The sequence below is a fragment of the Streptomyces sp. NPDC058964 genome, assembly GCF_042741275.1.
In the GTDB taxonomy this organism is placed as follows: Bacteria; Actinomycetota; Actinomycetes; order Streptomycetales; family Streptomycetaceae; genus Streptomyces.
The window spans coordinates 30,151-45,068 of the sequence record NZ_JBHYKH010000013.1; the positions used below are offsets into that span (position 1 = coordinate 30,151).

Consider the following 14,918-nt stretch of genomic DNA (forward strand, 5'->3'; position numbering starts at 1 on the left):
CCGCGGCGCCAGAAACCCATTGCGGGCCCCGCCGCCGCCCGCCGCCTCATTCACATGAACCGGCAGGTCGACTTCGGTCACATGGCGAAGGGGCTCGATCCCCATCAGCTGCTTGGCGCGCGTCTTGGACGCCATCGCCTCGATCGCCTCCGGGGGCGGCCCGATCCAGACCAGGCCGGCGTCGAGTACGGCCCGCGCGAAGTCGGGGTTCTCGGAGAGGAAGCCGTAGCCGGGGTGCACGGCGTCCGCGCCGGCCGCCACGGCCGCCTTCACCACCAGATCGCCGCGCAGATACGTCTCGGCGGGCGAGGCCCCCGGCAGCCGTACCGCCATGTCGGCCAGGCGCGTGTGCAGGGCGTTCTCGTCGGCGTCCGAGTGCACGGCGACCGTCCGGATGCCCTGCTCCCGGCAGGTGCGGAAGATCCGGCAGGCGATCTCACCCCGGTTGGCGACGAGCACTGAAGTGATCACGGAAGTCACTGGGTCCCTCACATCCGGAAGACGCCGAAGCCACCGCGCGCGCCCTCGTAGGGCGCCGTGTGGATGGCGGACAGGCACAGTCCGAGGACGGTGCGGGTGTCGCGCGGGTCGATGACGCCGTCGTCGTAGAGCCGGCCGGACAGGAACATCGGCAGCGACTCGGACTCGATCTGCTGCTCCACCATGGCGCGCAGAGCGGCGTCCGCGTCGTCGTCGTACGGCTGTCCCTTGGCGGCCGCCGACTGCCGGGCCACGATCGACAGCACGCCGGCGAGCTGCTGCGGGCCCATGACGGCGGACTTGGCGCTGGGCCAGGCGAACAGGAAGCGCGGGTCGTAGGCCCGCCCGCACATGCCGTAGTGCCCGGCCCCGTACGAGGCGCCCATCAGGACGGACAGATGCGGCACCTTCGAGTTGCTGACCGCGTTGATCATCATCGCGCCGTGCTTGATGATGCCGCCCTGCTCGTACTCCCGGCCGACCATGTAGCCGGTGGTGTTGTGCAGGAAGAGCAGCGGGATGTCGCGCTGGTTGGCCAGCTGGATGAACTGGGCGGCCTTCTGCGACTCCTCGCTGAACAGCACGCCCTGCGCGTTGGCGAGGATGCCGACCGGATAGCCGTGCAGGGACGCCCATCCGGTGGCCAGGCTCGTCCCGTACAGCGGCTTGAACTCGTCGAAGTCGGAGGCGTCGACGATGCGGGCGACCACCTCGCGCGGGTCGAAGGGGATCTTCAGGTCGCCGGGGACGATGCCCAGGAGCTCCTCCGGGTCGTACTTGGGAGGGGCCGCCGGGCCCGGGTCGGGATGCGCCTTGCGGTGGTTGAGGCGGGCGACCACGCGCCGCGCCTGCCGCAGCGCGTCCTGCTCGTCCACGGCGAAGTAGTCCGCGAGGCCGGACACGCGCGCGTGCATCTCCGCGCCGCCCAGGGACTCGTCGTCGCTCTCCTCGCCGGTCGCCATCTTCACCAGCGGCGGTCCGCCGAGGAACACCTTGGCCCGCTCCTTGACCATGATCACGTGGTCGGACATGCCGGGGACGTAGGCGCCGCCGGCCGTCGAGTTCCCGAAGACGACGGCGACGGTGGGGATCCCGGCGGCGGACAGCCGGGTGAGGTCCCGGAAGATCGCGCCTCCGGGGATGAAGATCTCCTTCTGGGAGGGCAGGTCGGCACCCCCGGACTCGACCAGGCTGATGCAGGGCAGCCGGTTGGCGAGTGCGATGTCGTTGGCCCGCAGCGCCTTCTTCAGGCTCCAGGGGTTGCTGGCGCCGCCGCGCACGGTCGGGTCGTTGGCGGTGATCAGACACTCGACGCCCTCGACCACCCCGATGCCGGTGACCAGGGAGGCTCCGACGGCGTAGTCGCTGCCCCAGGCCGCCAGCGGGGACAGCTCCAGGAACGGTGTGTCCGGGTCGAGGAGCAGCTCGATGCGTTCGCGGGCGAGCAGCTTGCCGCGCCCCCGATGGCGCTGGACGTACTTCTCGCCGCCGCCCGCGAGGGCCTTGGCGTGTTCGGTGCCGAGGTCGGCGAGCTTGGCGAGCATGGCGTCGCGGTTCGCCTGGTAGTCCTGGCCGTCGACGTCCAGGGCGGACGAAAGGACCGTCAAAGCAGGGCCTCCGGTATGTCCAGGTGGCGGGAGCGCAGCCATTCGCCGAGAGCCTTGGCCTGCGGGTCGAAACGGTGCTGGGCGGCGACACCCTCGCCGAGGATCCCCTCGACGACGAAGTTCAGGGCGCGAAGGCCCGGCAGAAGGTGCCGGACGACGGTCAGCCCGCCGCTCTCGGGCACCAGCTGCCGGAAACGCTCGGCCGTCAGTTCATGGGCGAGCCACCGCCAGGCCTCGCCGGTGCGCGCCCAGACGCCGACGTTGGCGTTCCCGCCCTTGTCACCGCTGCGTGCACCGGCGATCAGACCGAGGGGGGCGCGGCGCGTGGGCCCGGCCGGCAGGGGTTCCGGGAGGGGCGGCGCCGGTACGCCGTCGAGTACGAGGGTGTCCTGGGCCGGGGGCACAGGGACGCGGCGTCCGTCGTGGAGGACGGCCACATGGTCGACATCGCCATGGGGGACGTACACATCCTCGAAGACTCCGTAGGGTGCGCCCTTCCCGGGTGGTGCCAGCACATGGAAGCCGGGGTAGCTGGCGAGCGCCAGCTCGATGGCGGCACCGCTCAGCGCGCGCCCCACGGCCCCCTGGTCGGGGTCGCGTACGACGAGCCGCAGCAGGGCGCTCGCCGTCTCCTCGGTGTCCGCGTCGGGCCGGTCGGTGCGGACCAGCTCCCAGCGCACCTCGCCGGGCGGCGACTTGGCGAGCGCGTCGCTCATCTGCTCCCGCACCAGCGCGGCCTTGGCCTCGATGTCGAGCCCGGTCAGGACGAAGACCACCTCGTTGCGGAAGCCGCCGAGCCGGTTGCGGCCGACCTTCAGGGTCGGGGGCGGGGCTTCCCCGCGCACCCCGTCGACGCGCACCCGGTCGGGGCCGTCCTGGATGAGCCGCACGGTGTCGAGGCGGGCGGTCACATCCGGCCCGGCGTACCGGGCGCCGGCCGTCTCGTACAGCAGCTGTGCGGTGACCGTGCCGACGTCCACGAACCCGCCGGTGCCGGGGTGCTTGGTGATGACGCAGCTGCCGTCCTCGTGGATCTCCGCGAGCGGGAAGCCGGGCCGGCGTACGTCACCGTCGCCGAAGAACGCGTAGTTGCCGCCGGTGGCCTGCGTTCCGCACTCCAGCACGTGCCCGGCGACGACGGCACCCGCGAGCCGGTCGTACTCCCCCGGCCGCCAGCCGAAGTGGGCGGCGGCGGGGCCGGTGACGAGCGCCGCGTCGGTCACCCGCCCGGTGACCACGATGTCCGCGCCCGCCCGCAGGCACTCCGCGATGCCGAAGCCGCCGAGGTAGGCGTGGGCGGCGAGGCTGCCCGGGTAGGCGGCGGTGAGGTCGTCGCCCTCGACGTGGGCGACCCGCACCGGGATGCCCAGCCGGTCGGCCATCGTCCGCACCGCGTCCGCGAGCCCGGCCGGATTGAGGCCGCCGGCGTTCGTCACGATCTTCACGGACCGCTCGTGCGCCAGGCCGAGACAGTCCTCCAGCTGCCGCAGGAAGGTACGTGCGTACCCGGCGGCGGGGTCCTTCAGCCGGTCCCGCCCGAGGATCAGCATCGTCAGCTCGGCGAGGTAGTCGCCGGTGAGGACGTCCAGTTCGCCGCCGGTGAGCATCTCGCGCATGGCGTCGAAGCGGTCGCCGTAGAAGCCGGAGGCGTTGCCTATGCGCAGCGTCACTCCGCGTCCCCCTTCGGGGGACGTCCACCGCCGGGCGGGCCCGCGAAGGCCTGGGCGATGTCGAGCCAGCGGTCGGCGTCCGGCCCCTCGGCACGTACGGCGACGTCGGCGCGGTTCGCGCGCTGGGTGACCAGCAGACAGAAGTCCAGGGCCGGTCCGGTGACCCGCTGGGGGGCGTCTTCGGGACCGTAGGTCCAGGTGCCGCCGGAGGGGGCGAGGATCTCCACCCGGAACTCCTCGGCCGGCGCGGGAAGCCCGTGCGCGCCGAAGGCGAAGTCCCGTGCGCGCACACCGATGCGGACCACGTGCTTGAGCCGGTCGGTGGGGGTGCGGACCACACCCAGGGTGTCGGCGACGTCCTGGCCGTGGGCCCAGGTCTCCATGAGCCGGCCGGTGGCCATGGAGGCGCCGGACATGGGCGGGCCGTACCAGGGGAAGCGGGCGCCGGGCGCGGACGCGCGCAGGGCCCGGTCGAGCGCGGCCCGTCCCTCCCTCCACCGCGACAACAGCTCGGCGGGCGGCAGTTGGGCTCCCGCCTCGGCACCGTCGTCCACGAACGTCTCGGGCGCCGCGAGGGCCTTCTCGACCAGGCCGTGGAAGGCGTCGGCGTCCGTGACGGAGAGGAGGGCGGAGTGGTCGGTCCAGGCGAGGTGGGCGATCTGGTGGGCGACGGTCCAGTCGGGCGCGGGCGTCGGGAGCGCCCACTGTTCCGGGCTCAACTCGGCCACGAGCCGGTCGAGTTCTTCGCTTTCGTCACGCAGATCGTCGAACACGGGCGTCGGATCGGACATGGGGGGAGCATGTCAGCGTCCCCAGAAACAATCAAGCATGCTTGCATTAATTTCTTTTTCCACAACCCGTCACCCGATCACACCCATCTCGCTACTCTCGGTGACTGGAGGTGATCGGCATGCGAAGCCGCGAACTCGACCCGAGTGCGTCGCCCTTGGACTACTACGGCTATGAGCTGCGCAGAGCCCGGGAGGCGGCGGGGCTCACGCTGGCGCGGCTCGGGTCGGCCGTCTTCTGCACGGGATCACTGATCGGCCAGATCGAGACGGCGGCGAGGGTGCCGCAGCGGGACTTCTCCGAGCGGTTGGACGCGGCGCTGGGGACGGACGGGCTGTTCTCCCGGTTGGTGGGGCTGGTGCTGCGGAACCAGTTGCCGAGTTGGTTTCAGCCGTTCGCCGAGTTGGAGGCGAAGGCGACGTATATCTCCACGTACCAGTGCCAACTGGTGTACGGCCTGCTCCAGACGGAGGCCTACGCGCGGGCGGTGCTCAGCGTCGAGCAGGCGGAGCGGCTCGACGAGATGGTGGCGGCACGACTGGAGCGCCAGCGCATCCTCAAAGGGGAGCACCCCCCTGTGCTGTGGGTAGTCCTGGACGAGGCGGTGTTGTATCGGGCGGTCGGTAGCCATGAGGTCATGCGCGAGCAACTGATCCACCTGTTGGAGCTTTTCGGGAAGCCGTGGGTCGAGCTCCAGGTGCTGCCGTTCTCGGCGGGTCAGCACACCGGAATGATGGGCTCATTCACACTCCTACGCTTCGACGATCACCCCGACCTGTACTACAGCGAGAGCTACGACTCAGGCCACATGACGGCCAATCCGCAGCAGATCAGGGGGCGTTCCGTCGGTTACGCTCGCTTGCAGGCCGAAGCCCTCTCCCCGAGGGAGTCGGCGGCCCTGATCGCCCGCGTAGTGGAGGAACGCTATGGGGACCAAGTCGGACCTGATGCGCGCGCAGTGGCGTAAGTCGTCGTACAGCGGCGACACCGGCGGCCAGTGCGTTGAGTGCGCCCCCCTCGGCACGGCCACCTGGCGCAAGTCCTCCTACAGCGGTAGCAGCGGCGGCGAATGCGTCGAAGTCGCCGACCTCACCCCCCACATAGCCGTCCGCGACTCCAAGAACATCCCCGCCGGGGTCCTCACCGCCACGCCGGAGGCCTTCGCCGCGTTCGTCGCCGCCGCCGTCGAGAACTCCTTCCGCTGAGCCGTCACATCTCCCGCTCCCCGCCCGTCAGACCGATGACGACGCAAGCAGATGGACGCAGAGGGAGACGTGACCATGAGCGAGGTCAAGAAGATCGCGGTGGCCGGGGCGACGGGCCGGCTCGGGCGGCATGTGGTGGACGTGCTGACGGAGCGCGGGCACACCGTCATGTCGATGTCCCGGGCCACCGGCGTCGACATCGTCACCGGCGCCGGGCTGGCCGAGGCGCTGGAGGGTGTGGACGTCGTGATCGACGCGGCCAGCACGCCCTCGCCCGACCAGCAGGTGGCGACGGAGTTCTTCACGGCGGCGGCCCGCAATCTGCACGAGGCCGGGCAGAAGGCCGGGGTCGGCCGGATGGTGGTCGTGTCGATCATCGGCATCGACGGCTCGGTCGCGGGCTACAACGCGGCCAAGCTGGAGCACGAGCGCGCGGTGCTGGCCGGGCCCGTGCCGGCACGGGTGCTGCGGGCGGCGCAGTTCCACGAGTTCGTGGAGCAGCTGACGCACTGGGGGCGGCAGGACGACACGGTGTACGTCCCGAAGATGCGGACGCAGCTGGTCGCGGCGCGGGCCGTCGCGGAGGCGCTGGTGGACCTGGCGGAGGAGGACGAGGCGCCCGGGGCACGGTCGCCGTTCCCGGAGGTGGCCGGTCCGCGCGAGGAGAGCCTTGAGGAGGCGGCCCGGCTGCTGATGTCCTACCGGGACCCGGCCGCGAAGGTGGTCGCCGTGAGCGACCCGGCCAACCCGGAGCGGGACCTGTTCGAGAACGGGGGCCTGCTGCCGGGGGCGGCTGCGCGGCTGGCGGGGCCGACGTTCGGTGAATGGGTGAAAACGGCTTCCTGAGGCTCGGGCCTCACCGCACCGTGCGGCGACAGTTGACTGTGGTCACGACAACGGGTCGGGCGTGACCTGCCGCATACTGACGAGCTCCGAGCGTGGCGTGACCATGCACACACGAAGAATCCGCCCGCCACGAACGCGTGCTTCGCCCCTTCGTCGGCCCCTGATACGCGGGACCGTGAAGGTGAAGCGCCTCAGCCGCCCGGACCAGTTCGTCCGCCCTCTTCTCGACTTCGGCGATGAACCCGGGTGGCGCTCCGGCCGCCACGGTCTCCTCGTCCGGGACGTACTCCCAACGCCAGGTCACTCCGCGAGCACCGCCTTGGCGGCGGCACGATAAATAGCGCTCGCGGTGCTCAGATGCCCGCGTGCCTCGTCCGGCTCGGTCGCGACGTGGGCGAGGTATTCGGCACGGTGGTACGCCTTGGCCTTCTCCGGGTGGCGCTCGATCTCGATCAGAGCCGCCCAATGGTTGAGGTACACGTGAACGGGCTTGAGGGAGCCATGCTCAACGGCTTCGGCGAGCGCTTGGTCCTTCGCCTGGTCGTAGGTGGCCAGAAGTTGCGGCGCGACAATCGCACAGGCGGCACGGAGGGCGCCCGGGGTGCGGTCCGGACGCGGGATCAGCGGGCCGTCGCCGACTGTTTCACCGTGCTGCGGACTCATTCGCCGTTCCCTTCGTGTCCTCAGCCGATGGGCCGACCGCGCGCCGGGGCCGGGGGTCGGGGCACTCTAGTCCCCACGCACCTGGCCATGCCGCAGGAACCGTCAGGTAGCGCCCGTCGGCACCGCGGCCTTGCCCCGCCCCACCTGAGTCCGCACCGCGCCCATGCTCGCGCCGATGACCAGGGCGATCGCGGCCGCCTGGGTGGCGGACAGGGACTGGTCCAGGATGAGGAAGCCCGCTGTCGCGGCGATGGCCGGCTCCAGGCTCATGAGGATCGCGAAGGTGGAGGCGGGCAGGCGGCGCAGGGCGAGCAGTTCGAGGGTGTAGGGGAGGACCGAGGAGAGGACCGCCACCGCCGAACCCAGGCCCACCGTGGTCGGGTTCAGCAGCCTGGTGCCGGACTCGGCGATCCCGAGCGGGAGGAACAGCAGCGCCGCCACCGCCATGGCCAGCGCCAGGCCGTCGGCCTGCGGGAAACGGCGACCCGTGCGGGCGCTGAAGACGATGTACGCCGCCCACATCGCGCCCGCCCCGAGCGCGAAGGCGACGCCCACCGGGTCCAGGTCGCTGAAGCCTCCGCCGCCCAGGAGGAAGACGCCGGCCAGTGCCAGGCCCGCCCAGATGGCGTTGACCGCGCGGCGGGAGGCAAGGACCGAGAGGGCCAGGGGGCCCAGCACCTCCAGGGTGACGGCGGGGCCGAGGGGGATGCGGGCGACCGACTCGTAGAAGAGGCCGTTCATCGCGCCCATGGTGATGCCGAAGACGGCCACCGTCCCCCAGTCGGTCCGGGAGTGCCCGCGCAGCCGGGGGCGGCAGACCACCAGCAGGATCACCGCGGCCGCGAGCAGGCGCAGGGTCACCACGCCGAGCGCGCCGGCCCGTGGCATGAGCGTCACGGCGAGGGCGCCGCCGAACTGGACCGAGATGCCTCCGGCGAGCACCAGCCCGACGGGACCGAGCGAACCGAAACGGAGGGGCGCGCCACCCGAGGACACGGGGGCGTGGTCGGTCACGGAGGCGGGTGAGGACGACGAGGTGGTGGCGCTGGGGGTGCTCACGGGCGGTCCTGGGGCTGGCTCGGTCGGGTGTTCATCATGATGTACTTCCGAGTCCAGGGTAATAGACTTCGTCAGGAGTGTGAACCGCTTATGTAACTGTCCTGGCTGCCGAGACTCAGATGCCGGGCCAGGGTTCCTCGTCGCGGAACAGCGGGCGGCCGTCCGGGAGTGTGGCGGGGACGGTTCCGTACGCCTCGTAGGCCGGCCGGGTCCAGGCCGCGGCGGCGGAGTACGGCTCGTACGTGCCGCCACCGCCCTGCCCGTACCCGTACCCCTGCGCGTGCTCGTACTCGTAGACGGCCGGCTCCTCCACGAACAGCGGCAGGCGCAGTTCGGCGGTGTCCATCGCCGCGTTGTTCTGCGAGCGGTGCAGCCGGGAGTACGCCCCGCCCCGGGCCAGGAGCTCCTCGTGCCGGCCCGTCTCCACGACGCGTCCGCGGTCGACGACCAGGATGCGGTCGGCGTCGGGGGCGAGGTTGAGGTCGTGGGTGATCATGATGGTCGTACGGCCGGACATCAGTCGCCGCAGCGGCTTCACCACCCTGCGCGCGGCCATCGCGTCCAGTCCGGTGGTCGGCTCGTCCAGGACCAGGACCGGCGCGTCGCGCAGGATCGCGCGGGCGATGGCGAGGCGCTGGAGCTGGCCGCCGGACAGGCGGGCCGAGTTGGGGTCGACCCTGGTGCCGTAGCCGTCGGGCAGCCGTTCGATGAAGTCGTGCGCGTCGGCCGCCTTCGCCGCCTCGACGATCGCCTGCTCGCCGGCGCCGGGGCGGCCGCAGGCGATGTTCGCGCGCACCGTGTCGTGCAGAAGGAGGGTCTCCTGCGGAAGCAGGGTGATGTACTCGCGCAGGCGGGCCAGCGGGAAGTCGCGCAGCGGTACGCCGTCCAGGAGGACCTCGCCCGCATCCGGGTCGTAGAAGCGGAGCAGGAGCCTGGACACCGTGGACTTGCCCGCGCCGCTCGGGCCGGTGATGATCACGAGCTCGCCCGGGGCGACCGTGAAGGAGAGGCCCTGCAGGGCGGTGCCGTCGGCGCCCGGGTAGCCGAACACCACGTCCCGGATCTCCACCGTGCCGTCGGGGCGGCCGGCCTCCGTGCCCCGCCGGGGGTCGGTGACCGACGGCTTCACGTCGAGGATCTCGATGAGCCGCTCGGCGCCCGCCGTCGCCGCCGTGACCGTGAGGCCGAGCTGGGCGAGACCGCGCACGGGCGGGTAGAGGTAGCCGAGGAAGGCGGAGAAGGCGAGGAGCTGGCCGAGGGTCATCCGGCCGGTGGAGATCTCCCAGGTGCCGATGCCGATCACGGCGAGGACGCACACCGTCTCGATGACCTGGACGAGCTGCTCGTACGCCTCGTTGAGGCGCGTGACGCGGACGGAGGCGCGGAACCAGGCGTTCGCCTCCTCGCCCAGCCGCCGCCGCTCCGCGTCCCGCCGGCCGTACGCCTGGGTCAGCACGATGTTGCCGAGGGACTCCTCGACGACGGAGGTGATCGCGCCGTCGGCGACCCGCCCGGCGCGCGAGACGTCCTTGATGGAGCCGGAGAAACGGCGGGCCGCCAGCCAGAACAGGGGGGCGAGGACGAAGGTGGCCGCGGCCAGGTCCCAGCGCACCCAGCACGCGGCGGCGGCGTAGAAGAGCGCGCTGAAGACGGCCGAGGCCGCGCCCACCAGCCCGGACACGACCATCGTCTCGATCGCCTCGACGTCACTGGTCAGGCGGGAGAGCAGATCGCCCTGGCGGTGGCGCTGGAAGAAGTGCGGGGGCAGCTGCTGCACATGGTCGAAGACGTGCTCGCGCAGCCGCATCACGAAGCGCTCCGTCACCCATGCGGCGAGGGAGTTGCCCGCGTACGCGACGATCGCGCCGACCACGGCGATGCCCAGCCACTTCACGGCCGGACTCCAGAACGCGCCGAGCGATCCCTTCTCCAGGGCGTGGTCGGTGAGGTCGCTGAAGAGCAGGATGGCCTCGGTCTCGGCGAGCGCGGCCAGCACCGTGCACACCCAGACGACCAGCAGCCAGCGGCGCAGTCCTCTGGTCAGCGGCCAGAAACGGCGGAACGCGATGCGCGCCGGAATGGTCGGGGTGTCCTCGTGTTCGAGTTCCTCACCCGTATCGATCTCATCGATCTCATCGATTTTCATGCACATTCCCTCCGCTTTGTTTCGCCGGTCCCACCGGAATTGAGGAACCCATGAGAAAACGGGCGGGCGGGGGCACCTCCGCCCCCTTTCCGCTCAGCGTCGGATCAGTGGTTCTGACCGGGCAGCGGCTTGGGCAGCGGCTTGTGCGCGCGCTTCTTCGGCTTCGGCGGCGGCGGGGGGAGCTGCTTCGACTTCGGCTTGGGGGGCAGCGGGGCAAGCTTCTTGAAGCTCATTCCGACTCCTAGTGTTTCGCAGTTCAGTGGTCCGGGAATTCCGCGTCCGGCTCCCGACGTCCAAGAACCTACACGGCTCCCATGTGCCACAACGGCAAAAATGGCAAAGGAGCGCTGTGAATACCCTGGGAAAAGCTGGGTGTTTGTTCGGGGGGCTGAGAGTTTCTTCAGCGACGGGCCATGTAGACGTCCGGCGCCTTGTGCAGCAGCCGGTTCAACCGGAAGTCCCACTCCCCCAGGTACTCGGCGGCCTCGCCACCCGCGCCCGCCTTGAAGCGGAGCAGGCCCACCAGGTGGTTGGACTCCTCCAGGGTGTCGGTGATGCCCCGGAAGTCGTAGACGGCGGCGCCCAGCTCGTGCGCGTCGGCCATCATGCGTCACTGCATCGCGTTGTTGGGCTGGACCTCGCGCTTGCGGCTGGTGGAGGCGCCGTAGGAGTACCAGACGTGACTGCCGACGACGAGCACGGTGGCCGCGGCGAGGACGTCCCCGTCGTGGTGGGCGAGGTAGAGCCGCATGCGGTCGGGGTGTTCGGCGGCGAGTGCGGTCCACATGCGCTGGAAGTAGTTCAGGGGCCGCGGGATGAACCGGTCGCGTTCGGCGGTCTCGGCATACAGCTCGTAGAAGGCCGGCAGGTCCTCGTGACCGCCGCCGGGATGTCGTACGGCGTGACCCTCAGGCCGGTCCCGGGCCCGGCAGACACCAGTGGGCAGCCGCACGGTCGTACGGCATCCCGACGCCGGGTCCCGTCAACTCCCCTGCCGCTCCAGCGCCTCCGCCAGCACCTCCGCCAGATGCCGCCCCCGCACCCCGGCCAGCTGCTCCAGTTGCGTACGGCAGGAGAACCCGTCCGCCAGGACCACGGTCCCCTCCGCCGCCCCCCGCACCGCGGGCAGCAGCTGTTCCTCCGCACAGGCCGACGACACCTCGTAATGCCCCTTCTCGAAGCCGAAGTTGCCCGCCAGTCCGCAGCAGCCGCCGCTCAGCTCACCGGTCAGGCCCGCCGCCTCGCGCAGCCGGCGGTCGGGCGCGTCGCCCAGCACCGCGTGCTGGTGGCAGTGGGTCTGGCCGGTCACCGGGCGGTCCACCGGCGGCGGGGTCCAGCCGGGCGCGTAGCGCTCCAGCGCCTCCGCGAAGGTGACGACCGCCGATGCCAGCCGCGCCGCGCGGGGGTCGTCGGGCAGCAGCTCGGGCAGATCGGTGCGGAGGGCTGCCGCGCAGCTGGGCTCCAGGACGACGACGGGCGGCGCGGTCCGCAGGACCGGTTCCATCAGGTCGAGGGAGCGGCGCAGCACCGTGCGGGCCCGGTCGAGCTGACCCGTGGAGACGTAGGTCAGCCCGCAGCAGACCCTGTCCCGGCCCCTGAGGACCGGCAGCGGATTCGGTGCGAGGGCCGGTGGCAGCGCCACCCTGAGACCGGCGCTCTCCAGCACCCGCACGGCCGCCCGGCCCACCTCCGGCGCGAGGTGCTCGGTGAAGGTGTCCGGCCACAGGACGACCGGCTCACCGCGGACGGCCGGGGTGTGCCTCCGCCACCACCGGCTGAACGTCTCCGGCGCCACCCGCGGGATCTCCCGCTCCGGCGCGACCCCGGCCACCCGCTTGCCCGCCCGCGCCAACGGCCGTACCGAGGCGAGGGTGTTGACCAGCCGGGCCGTGCGGGTGCGGGCCACCCAGCGCAGCCACAGCGGCAGCCACCCCATCGCGTAGTGCGCGGCCGGTCTCCGCCGCCCCCGGTAGTGGTGGTGCAGGAACTCCGCCTTGTACGTGGCCATGTCGACCTCGACCGGGCAGTCGGAGCGGCAGCCCTTGCAGGACAGGCACAGGTCCAGCGCGTCCCGGACCTCGGTCGAGCGCCAGCCGTCCGTCACCAGCTCGCCCGCGAGCATCTCGTGCAGCAGCCGGGCCCGCCCGCGCGTGGAGTGCCGCTCCTCGCCGGTCGCCCGGAAGGACGGGCACATGACGGCGGGGCCGGCCACCGCCGTCGTACGGCACTTGGCGACCCCGACGCACCGGCGCACCGCCGCCGAGAAGTCACCGCCGTCGGCCGGGTAGCCGAAGGCCACGTCGACCGGACGGCGGGGCAGCACGGAGAAGCGCAGGTCGGCGTCCAGCGGGGCGGGCCGGACCAGCATGCCGGGGTTGAGCAGATCGTCCGGGTCCCACACGGCCTTGGCCCGCTCGAACAGGGCGACCGTCTCCGCGCCGTACATCCTCGGCAGCAGCTCGGCGCGGGCCTGGCCGTCCCCGTGCTCACCGGAGAGCGAACCGCCGTACGCCACCACCAGGTCGGCGAGCTCCTCGGAGAAGCGCCGGAAGCGGGCGACTCCCGCCTCGGACATGAGGTCGAAGTCGATACGGACATGGATGCAGCCGTCCCCGAAGTGGCCGTACGGCGTGCCGCGCAGCCCGTGCGCCGACAACAGCTTCCGGAAGTCCCGCAGATACGCGCCGAGCCGCGCGGGCGGCACGGCGCAGTCCTCCCAGCCGGGCCACGCCTCGCTGCCGTCCGGCATCCGTGTGGCCGTGCCGCTGGCGTCCTCCCGGATGTGCCACAGGGCCCGCTGGGCGGCCGGATCGGTGACGACCGACGCGTCCACGACGCCGGCCGCGCGGACGATCGCCTCCGCACGCGCGCGTGCCTCCCCCGCCGACTCCCCGCCCGTCTCCACGAACAGCCAGGCGCCGCCCCGGGGCAGCCCCGCCGCGGACGGCACCAGATCGGCCGCCATGCCCTCGACCGTCAGCGGCCCGTACTGCAGCAGCCCCGCCGCGGCGTCGGCGGCCGCGCTCTCGTCGCCGTACCCCAGCACGGCCAGGGCACGGGCGCGAGGCGCCTCGACCAGCCGTACGACTGCCTCCGTCAGCACGCCGAGGGTGCCCTCCGAGCCGCAGAAGGAACGGGCGACGTCGGCACCCTTCTCGGGCAGCAGCGCGTCCAGCGCGTACCCGGAGATGCGGCGGGGCAGTTCGGGGAAGCCCGTGCGCAGCCGGGCCAACTCGCCCTCGGCCAGCTCCCGCAGGCCCTCCGGGGCTCCGGCCCACCCCTGCCCGAGCCGCAGCCGCTCCCCGCGGGCGGTGACCACGGCCAGCTCCCACACGCTGTCCGCCGTCGTTCCCCAGGCCACCGAGTGCGAGCCGCACGAGTTGTTGCCGATCATCCCGCCGAGCGTGCACCGGCTGTGCGTCGACGGATCGGGGCCGAAGCGCAGGCCGTGCGGGGCGGCGGCCTCCTGGAGCCGGTCCAGGACCAGGCCGGGCTGGACCACCGCCGTGCGTGTTCCGGGGTCCACCGAGAGCACCCGGTTCATGTGCCGGGTGAAGTCCAGAACCACGCCCGTGCCGGTCGCCTGACCCGCGATCGACGTGCCCCCGCCGCGCGCCACCACCGGCACCCCGCGCCCCCGGCACACCTCCAGCACCGCGGCCACGTCGTCAACATCCCGTGGCGCCACCACCCCCAGCGGGACACGCCGGTAGTTCGACGCGTCCATCGTCACCAGCGCCCGGGACGTGACGTCGAACCCCACCTCGCCCCGGACGGCTCCGCGCAGCTCCGCCGCCAGATCCGTCATGACTCCAGGATGCATCCGGGCACTGACAGTGACGGAACCCGCCGTGACGTCGTAGGTCCTCACAAGTCCACGGGCCGGAGGACGTCGTCTCATCGAACGGACACGTTTCCGTGCGGTTTCCCCGAAGGGATACCCTCCGGCTCGTGGCTGAGATCCAGATTCCTGCTGACATCAAGCCCGCGGACGGTCGATTCGGCGCGGGTCCCTCCAAGGTCCGGGTGGAGGCGCTGGACGCGCTGGCCGCCACCGGTACGTCCCTCCTGGGTACCTCCCACCGCCAGGCCCCGGTCAAGAACCTGGTCGGCAAGGTCCGTGAGGGGATCTCCGAACTGTTCTCCCTGCCCGAGGGCTACGAGGTCGTCCTCGGCAACGGCGGCTCCACGGCGTTCTGGGACGTCGCGACGCACGGCCTGATCGAGAACAAGTCGCAGCACCTCACATTCGGCGAGTTCTCCTCCAAGTTCGCCAAGGCCGCGAAGCTCGCCCCGTGGCTCGCCGAGCCCACCGTCATCTCCGCGGACCCGGGCACGCACCCCGACCCGCGGGCCGAGGCGGGCGTCGACGCCTACGCCTGCCCCCACAACGAGACCTCCACCCGTGTCGCCGCCCCGATCAACCGGGACGCGGGCGCCCACGGGGGCGCCC

12 protein-coding genes and 2 pseudogenes are annotated in these 14,918 nt (G+C 71.9%); 4 read left to right on the plus strand and 10 right to left on the minus strand.

Annotation, left to right across the window (positions count from 1 at the left end; all coding sequences use genetic code 11):
* The 4 genes from ACFW2E_RS03190 to ACFW2E_RS03205 all read right to left on the minus strand — a co-directional run.
* On the minus strand, positions 1 to 471 hold a 471-nt coding region (locus ACFW2E_RS03190; RefSeq protein WP_384460520.1), incomplete at its 3' end, for a biotin carboxylase N-terminal domain-containing protein.
* 17 nt (positions 472 to 488) lie between these two features.
* The gene (locus ACFW2E_RS03195) at positions 489 to 2,087 is read right to left on the minus strand and encodes an acyl-CoA carboxylase subunit beta (RefSeq protein WP_384460523.1); all 1,599 of its coding nucleotides are present in this window, start codon (positions 2,085 to 2,087) and stop codon (positions 489 to 491) included.
* Positions 2,084 to 3,757, minus strand: coding sequence for an acyclic terpene utilization AtuA family protein (locus tag ACFW2E_RS03200; RefSeq protein WP_384460526.1), 1,674 nt, complete (start codon positions 3,755 to 3,757; stop codon positions 2,084 to 2,086). Before ACFW2E_RS03200 ends, ACFW2E_RS03195 begins: the two co-directional genes overlap by 4 nt.
* Positions 3,754 to 4,548, minus strand: a complete 795-nt coding sequence (locus ACFW2E_RS03205; protein ID WP_384460529.1) for a TIGR03084 family metal-binding protein — start codon at positions 4,546 to 4,548, stop codon at positions 3,754 to 3,756. Before ACFW2E_RS03205 ends, ACFW2E_RS03200 begins: the two co-directional genes overlap by 4 nt.
* Positions 4,549 to 4,667: 119 nt before the next feature.
* Here ACFW2E_RS03205 and ACFW2E_RS03210 point away from each other — a divergent pair, with 119 nt between their 5' ends.
* The 3 genes from ACFW2E_RS03210 (at position 4,668) to ACFW2E_RS03220 (ending at position 6,597) form a co-directional block, all read left to right on the plus strand.
* Positions 4,668 to 5,513 (plus strand): helix-turn-helix domain-containing protein, encoded by an 846-nt coding sequence (locus ACFW2E_RS03210; RefSeq protein WP_384460532.1) that lies wholly within the window; start codon positions 4,668 to 4,670, stop codon positions 5,511 to 5,513.
* A complete protein-coding gene (locus ACFW2E_RS03215) occupies positions 5,473 to 5,751 on the plus strand; it encodes a DUF397 domain-containing protein (protein ID WP_384460534.1) in 279 nt (92 codons plus the stop codon). The genes ACFW2E_RS03210 and ACFW2E_RS03215 overlap by 41 nt, the downstream gene beginning before the upstream one ends.
* Positions 5,752 to 5,826: 75 nt before the next feature.
* Positions 5,827 to 6,597 (plus strand): SDR family oxidoreductase, encoded by a 771-nt coding sequence (locus ACFW2E_RS03220; RefSeq protein WP_384460537.1) that lies wholly within the window; start codon positions 5,827 to 5,829, stop codon positions 6,595 to 6,597.
* A 300-nt stretch (positions 6,598 to 6,897) separates the two neighbouring features.
* Here the strand turns inward: ACFW2E_RS03220 and ACFW2E_RS03225 are convergent, their stop codons facing one another.
* The 6 genes and pseudogenes from ACFW2E_RS03225 to ACFW2E_RS03250 all read right to left on the minus strand — a co-directional run bounded on the left by ACFW2E_RS03225 (position 6,898) and on the right by ACFW2E_RS03250 (position 14,273).
* Entirely contained in the window at positions 6,898 to 7,260 is a 363-nt protein-coding gene (locus tag ACFW2E_RS03225; protein ID WP_384460540.1) for a DUF6247 family protein, read from the minus strand.
* 102 nt (positions 7,261 to 7,362) lie between these two features.
* Entirely contained in the window at positions 7,363 to 8,319 is a 957-nt protein-coding gene (locus ACFW2E_RS03230; protein ID WP_384460542.1) for a DMT family transporter, read from the minus strand.
* Positions 8,320 to 8,434: 115 nt separating this feature from the next.
* Complete coding sequence (locus ACFW2E_RS03235) at positions 8,435 to 10,471, minus strand: ABC transporter ATP-binding protein (protein ID WP_384460545.1); 2,037 nt, start codon at positions 10,469 to 10,471, stop codon at positions 8,435 to 8,437.
* 98 nt (positions 10,472 to 10,569) lie between these two features.
* Positions 10,570 to 10,698, minus strand: a complete 129-nt coding sequence (locus ACFW2E_RS03240) for a hypothetical protein (protein ID WP_384460547.1) — start codon at positions 10,696 to 10,698, stop codon at positions 10,570 to 10,572.
* Between the two features lie 167 nt (positions 10,699 to 10,865).
* Positions 10,866 to 11,348 (minus strand): annotated as a pseudogene (locus ACFW2E_RS03245) (lipid II:glycine glycyltransferase FemX); the annotation flags it as partial.
* Positions 11,349 to 11,447: 99 nt separating this feature from the next.
* Positions 11,448 to 14,273 (minus strand): FAD-binding and (Fe-S)-binding domain-containing protein, encoded by a 2,826-nt coding sequence (locus tag ACFW2E_RS03250; protein ID WP_384460550.1) that lies wholly within the window; start codon positions 14,271 to 14,273, stop codon positions 11,448 to 11,450.
* 143 nt (positions 14,274 to 14,416) lie between these two features.
* Here ACFW2E_RS03250 and ACFW2E_RS03255 point away from each other — a divergent pair.
* Positions 14,417 to 14,918: pseudogene (locus tag ACFW2E_RS03255) on the plus strand (phosphoserine transaminase); the annotation flags it as partial.

Bases quoted from the DNA above. Each gene is read 5' to 3' on its own strand.
- ACFW2E_RS03205 (WP_384460529.1), bottom strand. From the start codon at position 4,548: ATGTCCGATCCGACGCCCGTGTTCGACGATCTGCGTGACGAAAGCGAA.
- ACFW2E_RS03220 (WP_384460537.1), top strand. From the start codon at position 5,827: ATGAGCGAGGTCAAGAAGATCGCGGTGGCCGGGGCGACGGGCCGGCTC.
- ACFW2E_RS03250 (WP_384460550.1), bottom strand. From the start codon at position 14,273: ATGACGGATCTGGCGGCGGAGCTGCGCGGAGCCGTCCGGGGCGAGGTG.
- ACFW2E_RS03235 (WP_384460545.1), bottom strand. From the start codon at position 10,471: ATGTGCATGAAAATCGATGAGATCGATGAGATCGATACGGGTGAGGAA.
- ACFW2E_RS03240 (WP_384460547.1), bottom strand. From the start codon at position 10,698: ATGAGCTTCAAGAAGCTTGCCCCGCTGCCCCCCAAGCCGAAGTCGAAG.
- ACFW2E_RS03215 (WP_384460534.1), top strand. From the start codon at position 5,473: ATGGGGACCAAGTCGGACCTGATGCGCGCGCAGTGGCGTAAGTCGTCG.
- ACFW2E_RS03210 (WP_384460532.1), top strand. From the start codon at position 4,668: ATGCGAAGCCGCGAACTCGACCCGAGTGCGTCGCCCTTGGACTACTAC.
- ACFW2E_RS03225 (WP_384460540.1), bottom strand. From the start codon at position 7,260: ATGAGTCCGCAGCACGGTGAAACAGTCGGCGACGGCCCGCTGATCCCG.